Source organism: Variovorax sp. FG153 (assembly GCF_057809595.1).
The window spans coordinates 42,905-58,650 of record NZ_JBMDKG010000041.1 but is presented as its reverse complement, the minus strand read 5'-3'; the positions used below and the strand labels follow the sequence as shown (position 1 = coordinate 58,650).

The window sequence follows — 15,746 nt, the reverse complement described above, 5'->3', positions numbered from 1 at the left end:
CCGATGTCCGATTTGCACCTTACTTTTTCTTGCAACGGACACCCCAAACACCCCCGGGAAACCGTGGTTCCGGGAGCAAAGGAATGCATTGGTTCTCGCATCGCGCGTGGCCGTGCGCGCGCTGCTCAAGGCTCGATGCGCGCGTCCCCCTGGAAGCTGTAGCCCTCGCCGCGCACCGCGACGATCGGCAGCTTCTCGCCGCAGGCCTGCTCGGCCTTGCGGCGCAGCCGCGAGACCGTGACATCGAGGTTGCGCTCGTAAGCTTCGAGCCCGGGGCGCCCCATCGCCGCGAGCAGCGTGCCGCGGTCCACCACTTCGCGCGGCTGCTCGATCAGGCATTGCAGAAGCCTTGCTTCCGCGTTCGACAGCTGCACGCGCTCGCCGGCCGGCGACAGCAGCAGCCAGGTGGTGTAGTGATAGCGCCAGGGCACGTGCGCGGCGAGCTCGCCGGCCTGCGCGGCACTGGGCTCGCGCGCGCCCTGCCCCGGCGTCTCCTGGCTGCGCTGCAGCAGGTTGTGCAGCACCATCTCGAGCTCGCGCAGGTTCACCGGCTTCACGAGGTAGTAGTCGGCGCCCAGTCCCAGTCCATGCAGCCGGTCGTTGAGCATGCCGCGCGCGGTCAGCATCACGATGCGCATGGCGCTGCGCGAGCGCAGGCGGGCCAGTACGCTGAAGCCGTCCTCGCCCGGCAGGTTGACGTCGCACACCACGGCATCGAAGTCCTGCCGCTCGAGCTCCGCGTCGAGCTTCTCGGCGCTCTCCACGCCGTACGCGAGCATGCCCACGCCGCGCAGGTAGCGCAGCACCGTGTCGCGCAGGTCGTCGTCGTCCTCGATGACCAGGACGCGGGTCGCGGCGCTCACCGGCGGCCTCCGTGCACGGCCATCGGCAGCGCGACCGCGCCGCGCGCTGGCGCCGGCTCGGCGCTGCCGAGCAGCGGCAGCGTCAGCGTCAGCACGGCCCCCTCGCTGGCGCCGTTGGCGGCGACCACGCTGCCGCCATGGACCGTGGCGATGCGGTGCACCATGTGCAGGCCCAGCCCGATGCCCGGGATGCGCCGCACGCCGGCCGCGCGGTAGAAGCGCTCGAACACATGCGTCAGGTCCTGCGGCATGAAGCCCGGGCCTTCGTCGCACACCTGGATGCAGACGCCCGGTATCGCATCGCCTTCGGGAAAGCCGTCGGCACGGCAGCGGCGGATGCCGGCGCGCACGCGCACCGGCGAATGCGGCGGCGCGTACTTGATGGCGTTGGTCAGCAGGTTGTCCATCGCGATGTGCATCAGCGTCTCGTCCGCCAGCACCGGCAGCTCGCGCGCATCGAGCTGCAGCGAGATGCGACCGCCGGCCATGCCCTCGTTGTGCTCCTCGATCTTCTCGCTCAGGAACACCGCGAGCTCGAGCGGCGCCAGGTGCAGGTTGTTGCTCGAGGCATCGAGCCATTCGTCGGCCAGCAGGGTGTCGACCAGGTCGCGCATGCGAAAGACCGTGCGGCCGATCTTCTCGGCTTCCCTCTTGACCTCCTCGCGCGCCAGGCCGAGCCGGTCGTCCGAGAGGATCTGCGCCGAGCCGCCGATCGTGCCGAGCGGCGTGCGGAACTCGTGCGACACCATGGCCAGCAGGCCGCGCTGCTCGCGCAGCGCCAGCGCCAGCTGGTCGTGCGTGCGATGGTGCTGGGCGATCTCCTGGCGCAGGTCGTGGGTGCGCTCGTTCACGCGCCGCGCCAGGCGCGCGCGGTGCCGCAGCGACAGCGAGAGCGCGCGCCGCTCGCGCTGGCGCACGCGCCAGCCCAGCGCGAAGAAGAAGGCCATGATGTGGAGGATGCTGCCGATCGCGTAGCTGGACTGGGTGACCAGCGTGTAGGGCAGCCACTGCAGGTTCTTGGCGAAGTGCATCGCGCCCATCATCAGGTAGACCGCATAGCCGATCAGTCCCGGCCAGGCCTGGAGGTTGCGGCGCAGCGCCACCGCGCACATCGGCACGATGCAGACGGCGAACAGCACCCAGGCCATGTTCAGCGGCCGCGCGACACGGCCGTAGCCGCCGGCGATGGCGATCGCGCAGCCTGCGAGGCACAGCAAGGTCATGACCTGGAACACGCGATTCATGCGCGGGAACTGCCGGTCCATGTCCAGCAGCACGCGGGCGAATGCGAAGGCGGCGGCCGTGTGCAGGCAGACCGCGAAGTTGTGCAGGCGGACGGCGGCCCGCGGGTCGTCCTGCAGCCACAGCGCCGCCGGCAGGCCCTCCGAGCTCGCGAACAACAGCGCCAGCGTGAACAGGTAGCCGGCATAGGCGAGGAAGCGCCGGTCGGGCAGCGCGATGCCCATCATCAGGCTGACCACCGCCATCAGCAGGGCCATGCCGGTGACCGCCGCATCGACGTAGTTGAGCTCCTGCTGCACCACCGCCTGCTCGCGCAGCGGCGACACCCCGCCCGCGAGGCTCAGCGAACGGTCGCCCGCGAGGCGCACCCAGACCCAGCGCGGCTCGGTGTCGCGCAGCTCGGGCAGCCGCGTCGCGGGGATCGACCAGGGCAGCTCGCGCTGCGAGCCGGCACGCATCCCGCCGAGTTCGCGGTGGACGAAGCCGCCGCCCGCGCCGCCTTCGGCATCGGGCCACCACACGTCGATGTAGTCCGCGTAGGGTGCATTGAGCCGCAGCCACCAGCCGCCCTCGAGCGGACGCGCCACCTCCTCGGGCGAGGCCTGGATCCGGAAGCGCACCCACCACGCACCCCGGGCGTAGCCGCCGTTGAAAACATTCGCGAGCGTCTCGAACTGCTGCCGATAGGGAGGCGCGGCGACCTGTTCGCGCGTGAGCAGGCCGGTCTTGTCGTGGAAGGCCTCCAGATGCCCGATGAAGTTGCGCTCGCGGATGCTCAATGCGGTGTCGAGCCGCAGCGGCTCCACCTGCGCATGGCTCGGCAGTGCCAGGCAGGCCAGCAGCAAGAGGGCGAGCCATGTCCCGAGATGCTTCAGGCGTGGGGCAATGAACAAAGTGGCCGTCCGGGTCCTCGAATTCATGCAGGGGGCTTCGCGAGAATGGATGTGCTCGTCCGTGGGTGCTGCGTCTACCGATATCCGTGGCACCCGCTCGCCGCCCTCGGGATCGCGCGACCTGGGTGCCGTCGCCGCGCCGGATTCTGGGGCGCGGGTCCCGAGTTTGCACCTTACTTTTTCTTTCATGCGCCCGATCGCGGGCACTGACAGCATTCCGACAGCCGGCCCCAGGCACCATGCGGCCTTCTGGAAAAACACGGAGACAAGACCGATGCGCCTCGACCTTCCCCAACACCTGGGTTCGCCCACCCGCCGCCAATGGTTGCAATCGGGCAGCGCGCTCGCTCTCGGCGGCCTGCTGCCGGGCTTCGCGGGCCTCGCCCGCGCCGACGACACCTGGCCCAACAAGGCCGTGCGCTTCGTCGTGCCCTTCGCGCCGGGCGGCAGCTCGGAGATCGTGGCGCGCTCGACCGCGGTCGAGCTGTCGCGCACGCTGGGCCAGAACGTGTTCGTCGACAACAAGCCCGGCGCGGCCGGCAACATCGCGATGAGCGAGGTGGCGCGCAGCACCGACCAGCACACGCTGATCCTCGGCCACATCGGCACGCTGGCGGTCAACCCCTACATCTTCGCCAAGCTGCCCTACGACGCGAACAAGGACTTCAAGCCCGTGAGCCTGCTGGCCAAGGTGCCCAGCCTCTACGTGGTGCATCCCGACGTGCCGGCGAAGAACCTCAAGGAGTTCATCGCCTATGCCAAGAGCAAGCCCGGCAAGCTCAGCTACGGCTCGGCCGGCAACGGCAGCGCGGGCCACCTCGCCTTCGAATACCTGAAGATGACCTCCGAGGTCTTCATGCTGCACGTGCCCTACCGCGGCACCGGCCCGATGGTGACCGACCTGCTGTCGGGCCGGCTCGATGCCTCGGCCATCGGCGCGGCCGCGGTCATCCCCTTCATCAAGGCCGGCAAGGTGCGCTGCATCGCCACCGGCTCGGCCAAGCGGCTGGCCCAGCTGCCCGACGTGCCGACCGTGGCCGAGCAGGGCTTCCCGGGCTTCGAGATGACGCAGTGGTACGGCATGCTCGCGCCGGCCGGCATCACGCCGGCCCAGCTCGCCAAGCTCTCGGCCGAAACCATGAACGCCGTGAAGGCGCCCGAGTCGATGCGCCGCCTGACCGGCGACGCGGCCGAGGCCGTCGGCGGCACGCCCGAGCAGTTCGCGCAGTTCATCGCGAGCGAGCAGGCACGCTGGCAGAAGGTGATCGCGCGGGCGGGTATCAAGCCCGACTGAAAACGGGGGCGGGAGCGGACAGCCGAACGCAGAAGAAATACAAAAGTTGCGCGGAAGCCGCAGAAGAATCCAGAAGATATTTTTTTCTGCGTCTTCTGCGAAACCTTCGCGACTTCTGCGTTCGGCTGTCCGCCCCCGCTTTCCGGCTCTAGGATCACGCCCATGCGCATCCTGCTCGCCGAAGACGAACACACCCTGGGCACCTGGCTCAGCAAGGCGCTCGAGCATGCGGGCATTCAGGTCGAGTGGGTGGACGACGGCCGGCTGGCCGACCGCGCGCTGCAGCAGCGCGACCACGATGCGCTGGTGCTCGACCTCGGGCTGCCCGGGCTCGACGGCCATGCGGTGCTGCAGCGGCTGCGCGAGCGCGACCAGCGGCTGCCCGCGCTGATCCTCACGGCGCGCGACTCGCTCGACGAGCGCGTGAGCGCGCTCAATGCCGGCGCCGACGACTTCCTCGCCAAGCCCTTCGCGCTGGCCGAGCTCGAGGCCCGGCTGCATGCGCTGGTGCGCCGCGCGCGCGGCGTCGAGCATCCGCGGCTGGCCTGCGGCCCGCTGGTGTACGACGGCGCGCGGCGGCAGTTCGCGCTGGCCGGCGAGGCGCTCGCGCTGTCGCCGCGCGAGCTCGCGGTGCTGCGCGTGCTGGTGCAGCGCAGCGGCGAGCCGCTGTCGAAGCAGCAGATCCTCGAGCGCGTGTTCTCCGACGACGAGGAGGTGCATCCCGAGGCCGTCGAGGTGCTGGTCTACCGGCTGCGCAAGCGGCTGGACGGCAGCGGCGTGCGCATCGTCACGCTGCGCGGCCTGGGCTACGTGCTCGAGGCGGACTGAGAACGTGTTCAGGGCGCGTCCCTCGACCGGCTGGCTGCGCCGCGCGAGCCTCTGGCAGCGGCTTGCGCTGCTGCTGCTGCCCGCGCTGGTCGCCGTCATCGGCATCGAGCTGTGGCGCACGCGGCACGACGCGCTCGAATCGGCCAACGCGGCCTACGACCGCTCGCTGCTCGGCGCGCTCAAGTCCATCGACGCCAACATCTCGACCGCCTCGGGCGGGCTCTCGGTCGAGCTGCCCTACACCATGTTCGAGTTCTTCGAGCTCACGGCCAGCGGCCAGGTGTTCTTTCGCGTGGCCACTTCCGACGGGCTGGTGGAGCTCGGCAGCGCCGACCTGCCCGCGCCGCCCGCCTCGCTCGCGCTCGGCGTGCCGGCCTTCTACGACGCCGAGTATTTCGGCGAGGCCGTGCGGCTCGCGGCCTACCGGCGCGAGCTCGACCGCGCGCCCTCGGGCAGCGCCGGGCGCAGCGTGCTGATCCAGGTCGGCGAAAGCACGCGCTCGCGCCAGGCATTCAGCGCGCGCTTCGTGCGCAGCGCCGCACTGCGCGATGCGCTGGTGCTCGCGCTGCTGGTGTTCGGCACCGGCGCCGCGCTGGCGGCGGCGCTGCGGCCGCTGTCGCGCCTCGCGCGCGAGGTCGAGGCGCGCAAGCCCGACGACCTCACGCGCATCGCCGACGCCGACCTGCCCGCCGACGTGCGGCCGCTGGTGGCCGCGGTCAATCGCCAGATGTCGCGCACGCAGGACCTGGTGGCGCAGCAGCGGCAGTTCCTCGACGATGCCTCGCACCAGCTGCGCACCCACCTGACCACCTTGCAGATGCAGGCCGACTACGCGCAGCGCCAGCACGATCCGCTGCAGGTGCGCGCCGCGCTCGACGCGCTGGGCACCGAGATCGGCCGCGCCACGCGCAGCGCACAGCAGTTGCTGGCGCTGGGCCGCAGCGACACCGTGGCCGTGGCGCCGGCGGCGTTCGAACTCGCCGGCCTGCTGCGCGAGGTGGCCGTCGACCTGCTGCCGCAGGCGCGCGCCAAGCGCATCGACCTCGGCATCCAGGCACCCGACGAAGCCGCGGAGCACGCGCACCTCGCCATCGCCGACCGCGCGCTGCTGCGCGAGGCGCTCACCAACCTCGTCGCCAACGCGATCGCCTACACGCCGGCCGAGGGCACCATCACCGTGTTCGCGGCCGGCGACGCGGCCGGCTGGAGCCTCAATGTCGAGGACGACGGCCCCGGCCTCGGCGAGGAGGAGCGCGCCCAGCTCGGCCAGCGCTTCCGGCGCGGCGCGCGAGCGGGCAAGGGCGGCTTCGGGCTCGGCCTGGCCATCGCGCGCTCGATCGCGCAGCGCCATGGCGGCGAGCTGCGGCTCGAGGCGCGCGAGAGCGGCAGCGGGCTGCATGCCATCATCTGGTGGCCGAAGCCGGGCACGGCCTGAGCGCCGTCGCGCCTCGTTTCGCGGCCAGAATCCCCGCCATGCCGATCCGCATCGATCACCCTCGACGCCACGCCCTGCGCGCGCTCTCGGCGCTGCTGCTGCCCGGCGGCGCGATGCGCGCCTTCGCGGCGCCGCAACTCGATCCGGCCGATCCGTCGCAGGCCGCGGCCGAATGCATCATCCCCGCCAAGGCCGGCGGCGGCTTCGCCCTCACCTGCGCGCTCGCGCGCGACGCGCTGCAGGCCGTGCGCCCCGCGCGCGCGCCGCTCGCTCAGCGCTTCCTGCCGGGCGGCATCGGCGCCCTTGCCTTCGACCGCATCGCCACCGGCCGCCTCGGCGGTCCCGGCACGCTGGTCGCGTTCTCGAGCGGCTCGCTGCTCAACCTCGCGCAGGGCCGCTTCGGCCCGCATCCGACCAGTGCCGTGCGCTGGGTCGCCGCGCTCGGCACCGACTACGGCGTGGTCGTGGTGCACCGCGACTCGCCCTGGCGCAGCCTGCGCGAGTTGATGGCCGCGCTGCGCCAGTCGCCCTCGCGCATCGTGTTCGGCGCCGGCGGCACCGTCGGCAGCCAGGACTGGGTGAAGGCCGCGCTGCTGGTGCGCGCCGCCGGCGGCGACCACCGCGCGATGCGCTTCGTCTCCTTCGAAGGCGGCGGCGATGCGCTCGGCGCGCTGCAGGGCCGGCATGTCGACGTGTTCGCGGGCGACGCCGCCGAGGCGCTGCAGGCCATGGCCGGCGGCACCGCCGTGCGCCTGCTCGCGGTGCTGTCGGAAGCGCGGCTCGGCGGCGCGCTCGCGGGCGTGCCGACCGCGCGCGAACAGGGCGTGGACCTCGTGTGGCCCACCGTGCGCGGCCTCTACATCAGCGCCGACGTGCCCGACGCCGCGCTGCGCGCCTGGACCACCGCTTTCGAGGAGGCCATGGCCGCGCCCGGCTATGCTGCGCTGCGCGAGCGGCATGGGCTCTATCCCTTCGCGCTCACGGGGGCCGCGCTCGATGCCTATGTGCGGGAACGCATCCAGGTTTATCGGCAGCAGGCCGAAGAACTGGGATTGCGGCGGTGGAATCCTTGATCTCGATCCGGCCCGCGTCGATCCACCGAAGGCGATGCATCCTTCGAACCAGGAGAAGTCTTGATCCCCTCGGAACTGCAAACCTACCTCCACGACCACATCCCCCTCTCGAAGGCCATGGCCGTGTCCGTCGCCTCGGTGGCAGCGCATGAAGTGGTGCTGCGCGCACCGCTCGCGCCCAACATCAACCACCGCGACACCGTGTTCGGCGGCAGCGCCTCGGCGGTCGCGATCCTCGCGGCCTGGTCGCTGCTCAACACGCGGCTGACGGCCGAGGGCCTGGCCAGCCGGCTCGTGATCCAGCGCAACACCATGGCCTACGAGCTGCCGATCGAGGGCGACTTCATCGCGCGCTCGGCCTTCGACGAACCCGCGCAGTGGCTGCCGTTCGCGCGCATGCTGGCGCGCAAGGGCAAGGCCCGCATCTCGGTGTCGTCGCAGCTCGAGTACGGCGGGCAGGTCGTGGGGCGGCTGACGGGCGAATTCGTGGCGCTGCGCCCGCCGCCCGAACCGACCGCGTAGCAACGGCCATGCAGAACACCCTCGTGAAATCCGCGGTGCGGGTCTTCGAACTCCTCGAGTTGTTCGAGGCCGAGCAGCGGCCGCTGCGCGTGGCGGAGATCGTGCAGAAGCTGGGCGCGCCGCAATCGAGCGTCTCGATGCTGCTCAAGACCCTGGCCAGCCAGGGCTACATGGAGTACGAGCGCGCGACGCGCAGCTACTGCCCGTCGGTGCGGGTCGCGTTCCTCTGCGAATGGGCCACGCGCATGCCGGGCCAGCGCGAGACGATCCACGACACGCTGCGCCGCCTGGCCAGCGAGACCGGCGAGTCGGTGCTGCTCGGGCGCAAGAGCGGCCTCTCGCTGCAGTACATCTCGGTGATCCAGTCGCAGCACGCGCTGCGCTTCTCGCCCTCGCCGGGCGTGAAGCGGCCCATGCACCACGCCGCCATCGGCATCATGCTGCTGAGCGAGATGAAGGACGAGCAGATCGAACTGCTGCTGCGGCGCTACAACGCGGAGCGCGGCAAGGGCGGCCCGATCGCACGGATCGCGCAGACCCTGCGCGCGGTCGAGCAGGCGCGCGAACAGGGCTGGTACGAATCGGCCAATCTCGCGACCTCGGGCGCGGGCGTGATCGCCACCCTGATCCCCACCAAGATCCGCAGCCAGCGGCTGGCGATCGGGATCGGTGCGCCGGTCGATCGGCTGCACCAGCGGCGCAAGCAACTGCTGCCCGCGCTGCTGGCCGCCGCGGGAAATTGCTGAGCGCGGCGCTCAGCGGCCTTGGTCGCGCGCCTCGATCGCCGCCTGCATTGCCAGCAGGCGCTGCGCCTGCGCAAGATGCAGCCGCTCGACCATCCGGCCCTCGAGGTTGATGACGCCCGCGCCCGCATGGCGGGGCAGTTCGAAGGCCGCGACGATTGCCCGCGCCTCCTCGAGCGCCGCCGCCGAGGGAGAGAAGGCCGCGTTCGCCGGCGCGATCTGCGACGGATGGATCAGCGTCTTGCCGTCGAAGGCCATGCGCGACGACTGCAGGGCCTCCGCATCGAAGCCCGTGGTGTCGGCGAAGTCGTTCCAGACGCCGTCGAGCACGCAGATGCCGTGCCGCTTCGCATTGAGCACGACATTCATCAGCCAGGGCATGAGGTAGCGCCGCCCATCGCCCGCGAACACGCCCGTTTCCTTCGCGAGATCGTTGGTGCCGACCACGAGGGCCTCGAGCCGCGGGCGCGCGCCGAGGCCGGCGCGCACGATGTCGTCGAGCGCCGCGAGTGCGTCGGCCGTCTCGACCATCAGCCATAGCCGCAATTCAGTGCCGAGACCATGGCGCAGCGCGGCCTCCGACAGGAAGCGTACGTCGTTCGCGCTGCCGATCTTGGGCACCAGCAACGCATCGGGGCGGCAGCGCGCCACGGTGCGCATGTCGGCATCGAAGTCCGCGCTGCCGATGGCGTTGATGCGCACCACCCTGTAGTGCGGCCCGGGCCGTCCGGCTTCGAAGACCTGCAGCAGGTGGCCGCGCGCCGCCTCCTTCATCTCGGGAGCGACGGCATCTTCGAGGTCGAAGACCACGGCATCGGCATCGAGGCCGTCGACCTTGGCGAGGGCGCGTGGATTGGAGGCCGGAACGTAGAGCGCCGAACGGCGCGGTGGGTGCTGAAGTGCATTCATGGTCGTGCAGTCTGCCGCTTCGCTCGCATGCCCTCCATCGCATATGTGATGGTTCTCGCGCATCGTCAACCATCACATCCATGATGCTTTTCGCCGACGCACGCCCGGATACTTCAGCGAACGAGACAACCAGACGGCAGGAAAAAGATGAGCGAAGCGCATACCGGCGTGACGAAGGACGTGGAGGCCACGCGGCTGCTGGCCGAATGGATCGGCGGCGGCGCGCAGCAGGCGATCACGCCGCTGGCGCTCGAATGGGCGCGGCACGTGATGCTCGACTGGCTCGCCGTGACCATCGCAGGCAGCAGCGAACCGCTGGTGCGGATACTTGCGGAAGAATATGGCGGCAGCGGTAACGAAGCCTCCTCGCTGATCGCGAGCGGCCGCCGTGCGCGGCCGCTGGACGCGGCACTGATCAACGGCGCAGCCGGCCATGCGCTCGACTTCGACGACGTGGCCTCGCGCATGTTCGGCCACCCCAGCGTGCCGGTGGTGCCCGCGGCGCTGGCGCTGGCACAGGCGCGCGGCGCCTCCGGCCTCGCGCTGCTGCAGGCCGTGGTGGTCGGCCACGAGATCGAGAGCCGCGTCGGCGAGATGGTGGGTCCGAGCCACTACCGCCACGGCTTCCATGCGACCGGCACCGTCGGCACGCTGGGCGCCGCCGCGGCCTGTGCCCACTTGCAAGGACTCGACCCGTCGCGGACCGCGCATGCGCTGGGCCTCGCGGCCACCCAGGCCGCCGGTCTCAAGTCGATGTTCGGCACCATGGCCAAGCCGCTGCACGCGGGCAAGGCCGCGATGAACGGGCTGATGGCCGCGCAGCTCGCGGCGCGCGGCTTCACCGCCAACGAGCAGGCGATCGAGGGCGCGCAGGGTTTCGCGCGCACGCTGGCACCGGAGCTCAAACCCTTCCCCGCCACCATCGACACCACGTCCGGCTTCGCGATCGAGCGCACGCTGTTCAAGTACCACGCCGCCTGCTACCTCACGCACTCGTCGATCGAGGCCATCCGCGAGCTGCGCGCGCGCCATGGCGTCGGCCTCGACGACCTGGAGACGCTGACGCTGACGGTCTCGGGCGAAGGCAACCACCGCGGCGTCTGCGACATCGAGGCCCCGGCGACCGGGCTCGAAGTCAAGTTCTCGATCCGCCACCTGGCCGCGCTGGCTTTGGACGGCGCCGACACCGCCGCGCTCGGTCTCTACACCGACGAGACGGCAAGCGATCCGCGCTGGCGCCGGGCGCGCGAGCGCGTGACGCTCGAGGTCGCCGACACGCAGCAGCGCGACACCGCGACCGCCACCTTGCGCACGCGCGATGGCCGGGTGCTGAGCGCGCAGGCCAACGTCGCCATTCCCGCCACCGACCTCGATGCGCAATGGCAACGCCTGCATGCCAAGGCGCGCGCGATCGCCGAGCCGGTGATCGGCGCCGCGCGCTTCGAGCGGCTGGCGCACGCGATCGCGGCACTCCCCACCTCTCTCCACCTCCACTCCCTGATCGAAGCGATTCAATGACGCCCAACGACATCACGGTCCAACGCCTGAAGGCCGAGGCCAGGCCCAGGACACGCGGCAACCGGTACGAGGATTTCGACATCGGCCGCCGCTTCGCGCACCACTGGGGCCGCACGGTCACGGCCGCGGACAACACGCTGTTCTCCACGCTGACGCTGCACTACAACCCGCACTACACCAACGAGGCCTTCGCCCAGGCCCATGGCCACCCGACCACGCCGGTCAATCCGCTGCTGGTGTTCAACACGGTGTTCGGCCTGTCGGTGGAAGACCTGTCCGAGGGCGGCGGTCCCTTCCTCGGCGTGGACGAGCTCAGCTACCTGCTGCCCGTCTATCCGGGCGACACGCTCGAGGCCCGCTCCGAGGTGGTGGCCGCGCGCCTGGCGAGCAACCGTCCGGGCTACGGCATCGTCACCTGGCACACGCGCGGCAGCAACCAACGCGGCGAGGAGGTCATCGCCTTCAAGCGCACGAACCTGGTCAAAACGAGGAACTGAAACGATGTCGGAAGATGGTCTGGGCTACATGACGCAAGAGCGTCGCATGATCCGCGACGCGGCGCGCGAATTCACGATGAAGGAGGTGCTGCCGGTCGCCAACAGGCTCGACGGCCCGGAGGGCGAGATCCCGATGGAACTGCGCCAGAAGATCGCCGACATGGGCTACTTCGGGATCATGATTCCCGAGCAGTACGGCGGCCTCGGTCTCGGCTATTTCGAGTACTGCCTGATCTGCGAGGAACTGGCGCGCGGCTGGATGTCGGTCGCCTCGATCGTCGCGCGCGCCCAGGGCGGCTGGATCAAGGCCGCCATGCCGGAGGAGATGCGCGCCAGGTACCTGCCGCGCGTGGTGCGCGGCGAGTTCCTCAACGCGAGCGCGCTGTCCGAGCCCGACACCGGCTCCGACCTGGCCTCGATCTCCTGCCGCGCGGTGCGCGACGGCGACGAGTGGGTGATCACCGGCAACAAGTATTGGTGCACCTTCGCGGACGGCGCCGACTACATCACGCTGTTCGCGCGCACCGCGCCGCCGCCCAATTCCGACAAGCGCTGGCTCGGCATCTCCTGCTTCCTGATCGAGAAGGAGCGCGGCAGCTTTCCGAAGGGCATGACCGGCGCGTCGATCCCCAAGATCGGCTACTTCGGCTGGAAGACCTTCGAGCTCGCGCTCGACGGCCTGCGCGTGCCGGCGGACTGCCTGATCGGCGAGGAAGGCAAGGCCTTCCACCTGATGACCAAGGGCCTGGAAGGCGCGCGCGCCCACACGGCCGCGCGTGCCATCGGGCTGGCCCAGGGTGCGCTCGAGGACGCCATCGCCTATGCGGGCGAGCGCAAGCAGTTCGGCATGCCGATCGCCGAGTACCAGGCGATCCGCTTCAAGATCGCCACCATGGCGACCGAGATCGAGGCGGCGCGCCAGCTCATGCACTTCGTCTGCAGCGCGATCGACAGCGGCCGGCGCTGCGACAAGGAAGCCTCGATGGCGAAGTACTTCGCCTCCGAGATGGCCGAGCGCGTGACCTCCGAGGCGATGCAGATCTTCGGCGGCGCGGGCTACACCAGGCTGTTCCCGGTCGAACGCTACTGGCGCGACGCGCGGCTCACGAAGATCTTCGAGGGCACCTCGGAGATCCAGCAGCGCATCATCGCGACCAGCCTGCTGGGCAAGTCGGAGGTCGAGGCCATGATCGCCGGGCGCGCCTTCGCGGCCGTGGCGCAGAAAGGCGGCGCGGCATGAGAAGCGCCGAACTCACCAGCGCCGACAACTACTTCGAGGACTTCGAGGTCGGCCTGCTGCTGCGCCACCACCGCGGCAAGACCGTGACCGAGATGGACAACGTGCTGCTCACCAACCTGGTGATGAACACCGCCGAGGGCCATTTCAACGAGGACGCGATGAAGAAGCAGGATGCGCGCGGCATCTTCGCGCAGCGCGTGGTGTTCGGCGGCATCAACCTGTCGATGGTGCTCGGGCTCGCGGCCCAGGACACGGCCGAGCAATGCCTGCAGGAACTGGCGCTCGACAGGATCCGCCTGTCGCATCCGGTGTTCCATGGCGACACCCTCTATGCCTACAGCGAGGTGCTGGAAGCGCGCGCGGCCGACCGCGACGACGCCGGCATCGTGCGCTTCCGGCACTACGGCCTGAACCAGGACGACAAGCTCTGCGTCGAGGCCGAGCGCACCGTGCTGCTCAAGCGCAAGAGCCATTGGGCGGGCCGGTGACGCAGGCTGCCCCCGCCGCCACCGGCGCGCTCGACGGCCTGGTCGTGCTCGACCTCACGCGCATGCTGGCCGGCCCCTACGCCACCATGATGCTGGCCGACCAGGGCGCGCGCGTGGTGAAGATCGAGCCGCCCGGCGGCGACCCCACGCGCCGGACCGGCCCGCACCTGCCCGGCGCGCTGACCATCGCCGAAGGCGGCTTCGGTGGCTACTTCGCCTCGATCAACCGCAACAAGCAGTCGCTCGCGCTCGACCTCAAGCAGCCCGCCGGCAAGGCCGCGCTGCTGCGCATGGTGCGCGGCGCCGACGTGCTGGTCGAGAACTACCGCTGCGGCGTGATGGAACGGCTGGGCCTGGGCTACGAGGCGCTGATCGCCGAGAACCCGCGCCTGGTGTATGCCGCGATGCGCGGCTTCGGCGACCCGCGCAGCGGCCGCAGCCCCTACGCCGACTGGCCGGCCTACGACCCGGTCGCGCAGGCGATGGGCGGCATCATGGGCATCACCGGCCCGGTACCCGCGGGTGCGCCGACCAAGATCGGACCGGGCGTCGGCGACCTGGTGCCCGCGACCTTCCTCGCCTTCGGCATCGCCTCGGCCTGCTGGCGCGCGCAGCGCACCGGGCGCGGCCAGTTCGTCGACGTGTCGATGGTCGATGCGGTGCTGGCGATCTGCGAGCGGCTGGTCTACCAGTACAGCGCCTCGCACGAGTCGCCGGGCCCCGAGGGCAACGGCCACCCGCTGCTGTGTCCCTTCGGACTGTTCCCCGCGAAGGACGGCCACGTGAGCCTCGGCGTGCCCAACGACCGCTTCTGGGTGCCGCTGGTGCAGCGCATGGGCCGGCCCGAGCTCGCGGGCGATCCGCGCTACGCGAGCAACGAGGCGCGCATGGCGCACCGCGCCGAGGTCGAGGCCCTGGTCGGCGAATGGACCGCTCGCCACACCAAGGCCGAGCTGTCGTCGCTGCTCGGCGCGGAGATTCCGTTCGGCCCGGTGTTCGACGCGCAGGACATCTTCGAGGACGCGCATTTCCGCGCGCGCGGGATGCTGGTGGAGACCGAGCAGCCGGGCGCCGCGCGCGCGCTGACCGTGGCCGGCACGCCCGTCCACATGAGCGACACGCCCGGCGGCGTGCACCGGCGCGCGCCGCTCACCGGCGAGCACAGCGACGCGGTGCTCCAGGGCTTCGGCTTCGCGCCGGCCGAGATCGCGGCGCTGCGCGCCGACCACGTCATCCACTGAAACCACTGCCTGAAGGAAACGAGTTCCATGCAAGAACGACCCCAGAGACTGCGCCGCTGCCAGCTGTCCGTGCCCGGCTCGAGCGAGAAGATGATGCAGAAAGCCGCCGGCATGGACGTCGACTTCGTCTTCCTCGATCTCGAGGATGCGGTCGCGCCGTCGGAGAAACGCCCCGCGCGCGCGAAGATCGTGCACGCGCTCAACGGCCTCGACTGGGGCCGCACCACGCGCTGCGTGCGCATCAATGACCTGACGACCGAATACGCCTACGAGGACATCATCGAGGTGGTCGAGGGCGCGCGCGAGAACCTCGACGTGATCATGCTGCCCAAGGCGATGAGCGCGGCCGACGTGCAGTTCGTCGACAAGCTGCTGTCGATGATGGAGAAGAAGCTGGGCCTCAAGAAGCGCATCGGCATCGACGTGCTGATCGAGGAGGTCGAGGCCATGATGCGGGTCGAGGAGATCGCGGCCTCCACGCCGCGGCTCGAGTGCCTGATCTTCGGCATGGGCGACTACTCGGCGAGCCAGGGCATCTCGCTGCGCGACATCGGCGGCGCCAGCGGCTACCCCGGCGACATCTGGCACTACCAGCGCCACAAGCTGACCATCGCCGCGCGCGCGCACCGCATCGATGCCGTCGACGGCCCCTTCGCCGACTTCAGGGACCCCGACGCCTTCCGCGAGGAATGCCGGCGCTCGATGATCCTCGGCATGGTCGGCAAGTGGGCCATCCATCCCTCGCAGGTCGCGCTCGCGCAGGAAGCCTTCTCGCCGCCGGCCGCCGACGTGGCGCGCGCGCGCGACATGATCCAGGCCTACGACCAGGCCCTCGCGCAGGGCCTCGGCGCCGTGCAGTACGACGGAAAGATGATCGACATCGCGTCGGTGCGCATCGTGCGCAACCTGGTCGAGCGGGCCGACCGCATCGGCATGTAGGCGCGCGTACCCATGGACGCG

The 15,746-nt window shown here is 70.6% G+C and carries 15 protein-coding genes; 12 read left to right on the top strand and 3 right to left on the bottom strand.

The genetic code is table 11. The annotated features are described in order from the left end of the window. Positions 1–125: 125 nt before the first annotated feature. Together ACODT0_RS32190 and ACODT0_RS32185 are read right to left on the bottom strand one after the other, a co-directional pair. Positions 126–863, bottom strand: a complete 738-nt coding sequence (locus ACODT0_RS32190; protein WP_057593621.1) for a response regulator transcription factor — start codon at positions 861–863, stop codon at positions 126–128. Beyond that, complete coding sequence (locus ACODT0_RS32185; RefSeq protein WP_489043137.1) at positions 860–2,950, bottom strand: sensor histidine kinase; 2,091 nt, start codon at positions 2,948–2,950, stop codon at positions 860–862. Before ACODT0_RS32185 ends, ACODT0_RS32190 begins: the two co-directional genes overlap by 4 nt. A gap of 322 nt (positions 2,951–3,272) precedes the next feature. On the opposite strand from ACODT0_RS32185, the gene ACODT0_RS32180 reads away from it, so the two are divergent. From ACODT0_RS32180 to ACODT0_RS32155, 6 genes are all read left to right on the top strand, one after another. Continuing rightward, entirely contained in the window at positions 3,273–4,292 is a 1,020-nt protein-coding gene (locus ACODT0_RS32180; protein ID WP_057593620.1) for a Bug family tripartite tricarboxylate transporter substrate binding protein, read from the top strand. Positions 4,293–4,454: 162 nt separating this feature from the next. After that, on the top strand, positions 4,455–5,120 hold the full coding sequence (locus ACODT0_RS32175; protein ID WP_489043136.1) for a response regulator: 666 nt from the start codon (positions 4,455–4,457) through the stop codon (positions 5,118–5,120). A 4-nt stretch (positions 5,121–5,124) separates the two neighbouring features. Beyond that, on the top strand, positions 5,125–6,555 hold the full coding sequence (locus tag ACODT0_RS32170) for a sensor histidine kinase (RefSeq protein WP_489043135.1): 1,431 nt from the start codon (positions 5,125–5,127) through the stop codon (positions 6,553–6,555). A 38-nt stretch (positions 6,556–6,593) separates the two neighbouring features. Further along, complete coding sequence (locus tag ACODT0_RS32165) at positions 6,594–7,628, top strand: tripartite tricarboxylate transporter substrate binding protein (RefSeq protein WP_479670240.1); 1,035 nt, start codon at positions 6,594–6,596, stop codon at positions 7,626–7,628. Positions 7,629–7,688: 60 nt separating this feature from the next. Then, entirely contained in the window at positions 7,689–8,150 is a 462-nt protein-coding gene (locus ACODT0_RS32160; protein ID WP_489043134.1) for a YiiD C-terminal domain-containing protein, read from the top strand. Between the two features lie 8 nt (positions 8,151–8,158). Continuing rightward, the gene (locus ACODT0_RS32155; protein ID WP_057593612.1) at positions 8,159–8,896 is read left to right on the top strand and encodes an IclR family transcriptional regulator; all 738 of its coding nucleotides are present in this window, start codon (positions 8,159–8,161) and stop codon (positions 8,894–8,896) included. 9 nt (positions 8,897–8,905) lie between these two features. Here ACODT0_RS32155 and ACODT0_RS32150 read toward each other — a convergent pair whose 3' ends face one another. Then, positions 8,906–9,802 carry an HpcH/HpaI aldolase/citrate lyase family protein gene (locus ACODT0_RS32150; RefSeq protein WP_489043133.1) on the bottom strand — a complete coding sequence of 299 codons (897 nt, stop codon included), beginning with the start codon at positions 9,800–9,802 and terminating at the stop codon, positions 8,906–8,908. Between the two features lie 147 nt (positions 9,803–9,949). Here ACODT0_RS32150 and ACODT0_RS32145 point away from each other — a divergent pair, with 147 nt between their 5' ends. The 6 genes from ACODT0_RS32145 to ACODT0_RS32120 are packed head-to-tail and all read left to right on the top strand — an operon-like array spanning position 9,950 to position 15,725. Beyond that, positions 9,950–11,320 carry an MmgE/PrpD family protein gene (locus ACODT0_RS32145; protein ID WP_489043132.1) on the top strand — a complete coding sequence of 457 codons (1,371 nt, stop codon included), beginning with the start codon at positions 9,950–9,952 and terminating at the stop codon, positions 11,318–11,320. Next, complete coding sequence (locus tag ACODT0_RS32140; protein WP_489043131.1) at positions 11,317–11,817, top strand: MaoC family dehydratase; 501 nt, start codon at positions 11,317–11,319, stop codon at positions 11,815–11,817. Before ACODT0_RS32145 ends, ACODT0_RS32140 begins: the two co-directional genes overlap by 4 nt. Before the next feature lie 4 nt (positions 11,818–11,821). Further along, positions 11,822–13,057 (top strand): acyl-CoA dehydrogenase family protein, encoded by a 1,236-nt coding sequence (locus ACODT0_RS32135; protein WP_489043130.1) that lies wholly within the window; start codon positions 11,822–11,824, stop codon positions 13,055–13,057. After that, entirely contained in the window at positions 13,054–13,545 is a 492-nt protein-coding gene (locus ACODT0_RS32130; protein WP_203201675.1) for a MaoC family dehydratase, read from the top strand. Before ACODT0_RS32135 ends, ACODT0_RS32130 begins: the two co-directional genes overlap by 4 nt. Then, on the top strand, positions 13,542–14,786 hold the full coding sequence (locus ACODT0_RS32125; RefSeq protein WP_296739559.1) for a CaiB/BaiF CoA transferase family protein: 1,245 nt from the start codon (positions 13,542–13,544) through the stop codon (positions 14,784–14,786). Before ACODT0_RS32130 ends, ACODT0_RS32125 begins: the two co-directional genes overlap by 4 nt. 27 nt (positions 14,787–14,813) lie before the next feature. After that, on the top strand, positions 14,814–15,725 hold the full coding sequence (locus ACODT0_RS32120) for an HpcH/HpaI aldolase/citrate lyase family protein (RefSeq protein WP_261216515.1): 912 nt from the start codon (positions 14,814–14,816) through the stop codon (positions 15,723–15,725). The last annotated feature ends 21 nt before the right edge of the window (positions 15,726–15,746 follow it).

What these genes read in the sequence shown, in the direction of transcription:
- ACODT0_RS32180 (WP_057593620.1), top strand. Translation starts at nt 3,273, where the DNA reads ATGCGCCTCGACCTTCCCCAACACCTGGGTTCGCCCACCCGCCGCCAA.
- ACODT0_RS32175 (WP_489043136.1), top strand. Translation starts at nt 4,455, where the DNA reads ATGCGCATCCTGCTCGCCGAAGACGAACACACCCTGGGCACCTGGCTC.
- ACODT0_RS32165 (WP_479670240.1), top strand. Translation starts at nt 6,594, where the DNA reads ATGCCGATCCGCATCGATCACCCTCGACGCCACGCCCTGCGCGCGCTC.
- ACODT0_RS32155 (WP_057593612.1), top strand. Translation starts at nt 8,159, where the DNA reads ATGCAGAACACCCTCGTGAAATCCGCGGTGCGGGTCTTCGAACTCCTC.
- ACODT0_RS32150 (WP_489043133.1), bottom strand. Translation starts at nt 9,802, where the DNA reads ATGAATGCACTTCAGCACCCACCGCGCCGTTCGGCGCTCTACGTTCCG.
- ACODT0_RS32145 (WP_489043132.1), top strand. Translation starts at nt 9,950, where the DNA reads ATGAGCGAAGCGCATACCGGCGTGACGAAGGACGTGGAGGCCACGCGG.
- ACODT0_RS32140 (WP_489043131.1), top strand. Translation starts at nt 11,317, where the DNA reads ATGACGCCCAACGACATCACGGTCCAACGCCTGAAGGCCGAGGCCAGG.
- ACODT0_RS32135 (WP_489043130.1), top strand. Translation starts at nt 11,822, where the DNA reads ATGTCGGAAGATGGTCTGGGCTACATGACGCAAGAGCGTCGCATGATC.
- ACODT0_RS32130 (WP_203201675.1), top strand. Translation starts at nt 13,054, where the DNA reads ATGAGAAGCGCCGAACTCACCAGCGCCGACAACTACTTCGAGGACTTC.
- ACODT0_RS32120 (WP_261216515.1), top strand. Translation starts at nt 14,814, where the DNA reads ATGCAAGAACGACCCCAGAGACTGCGCCGCTGCCAGCTGTCCGTGCCC.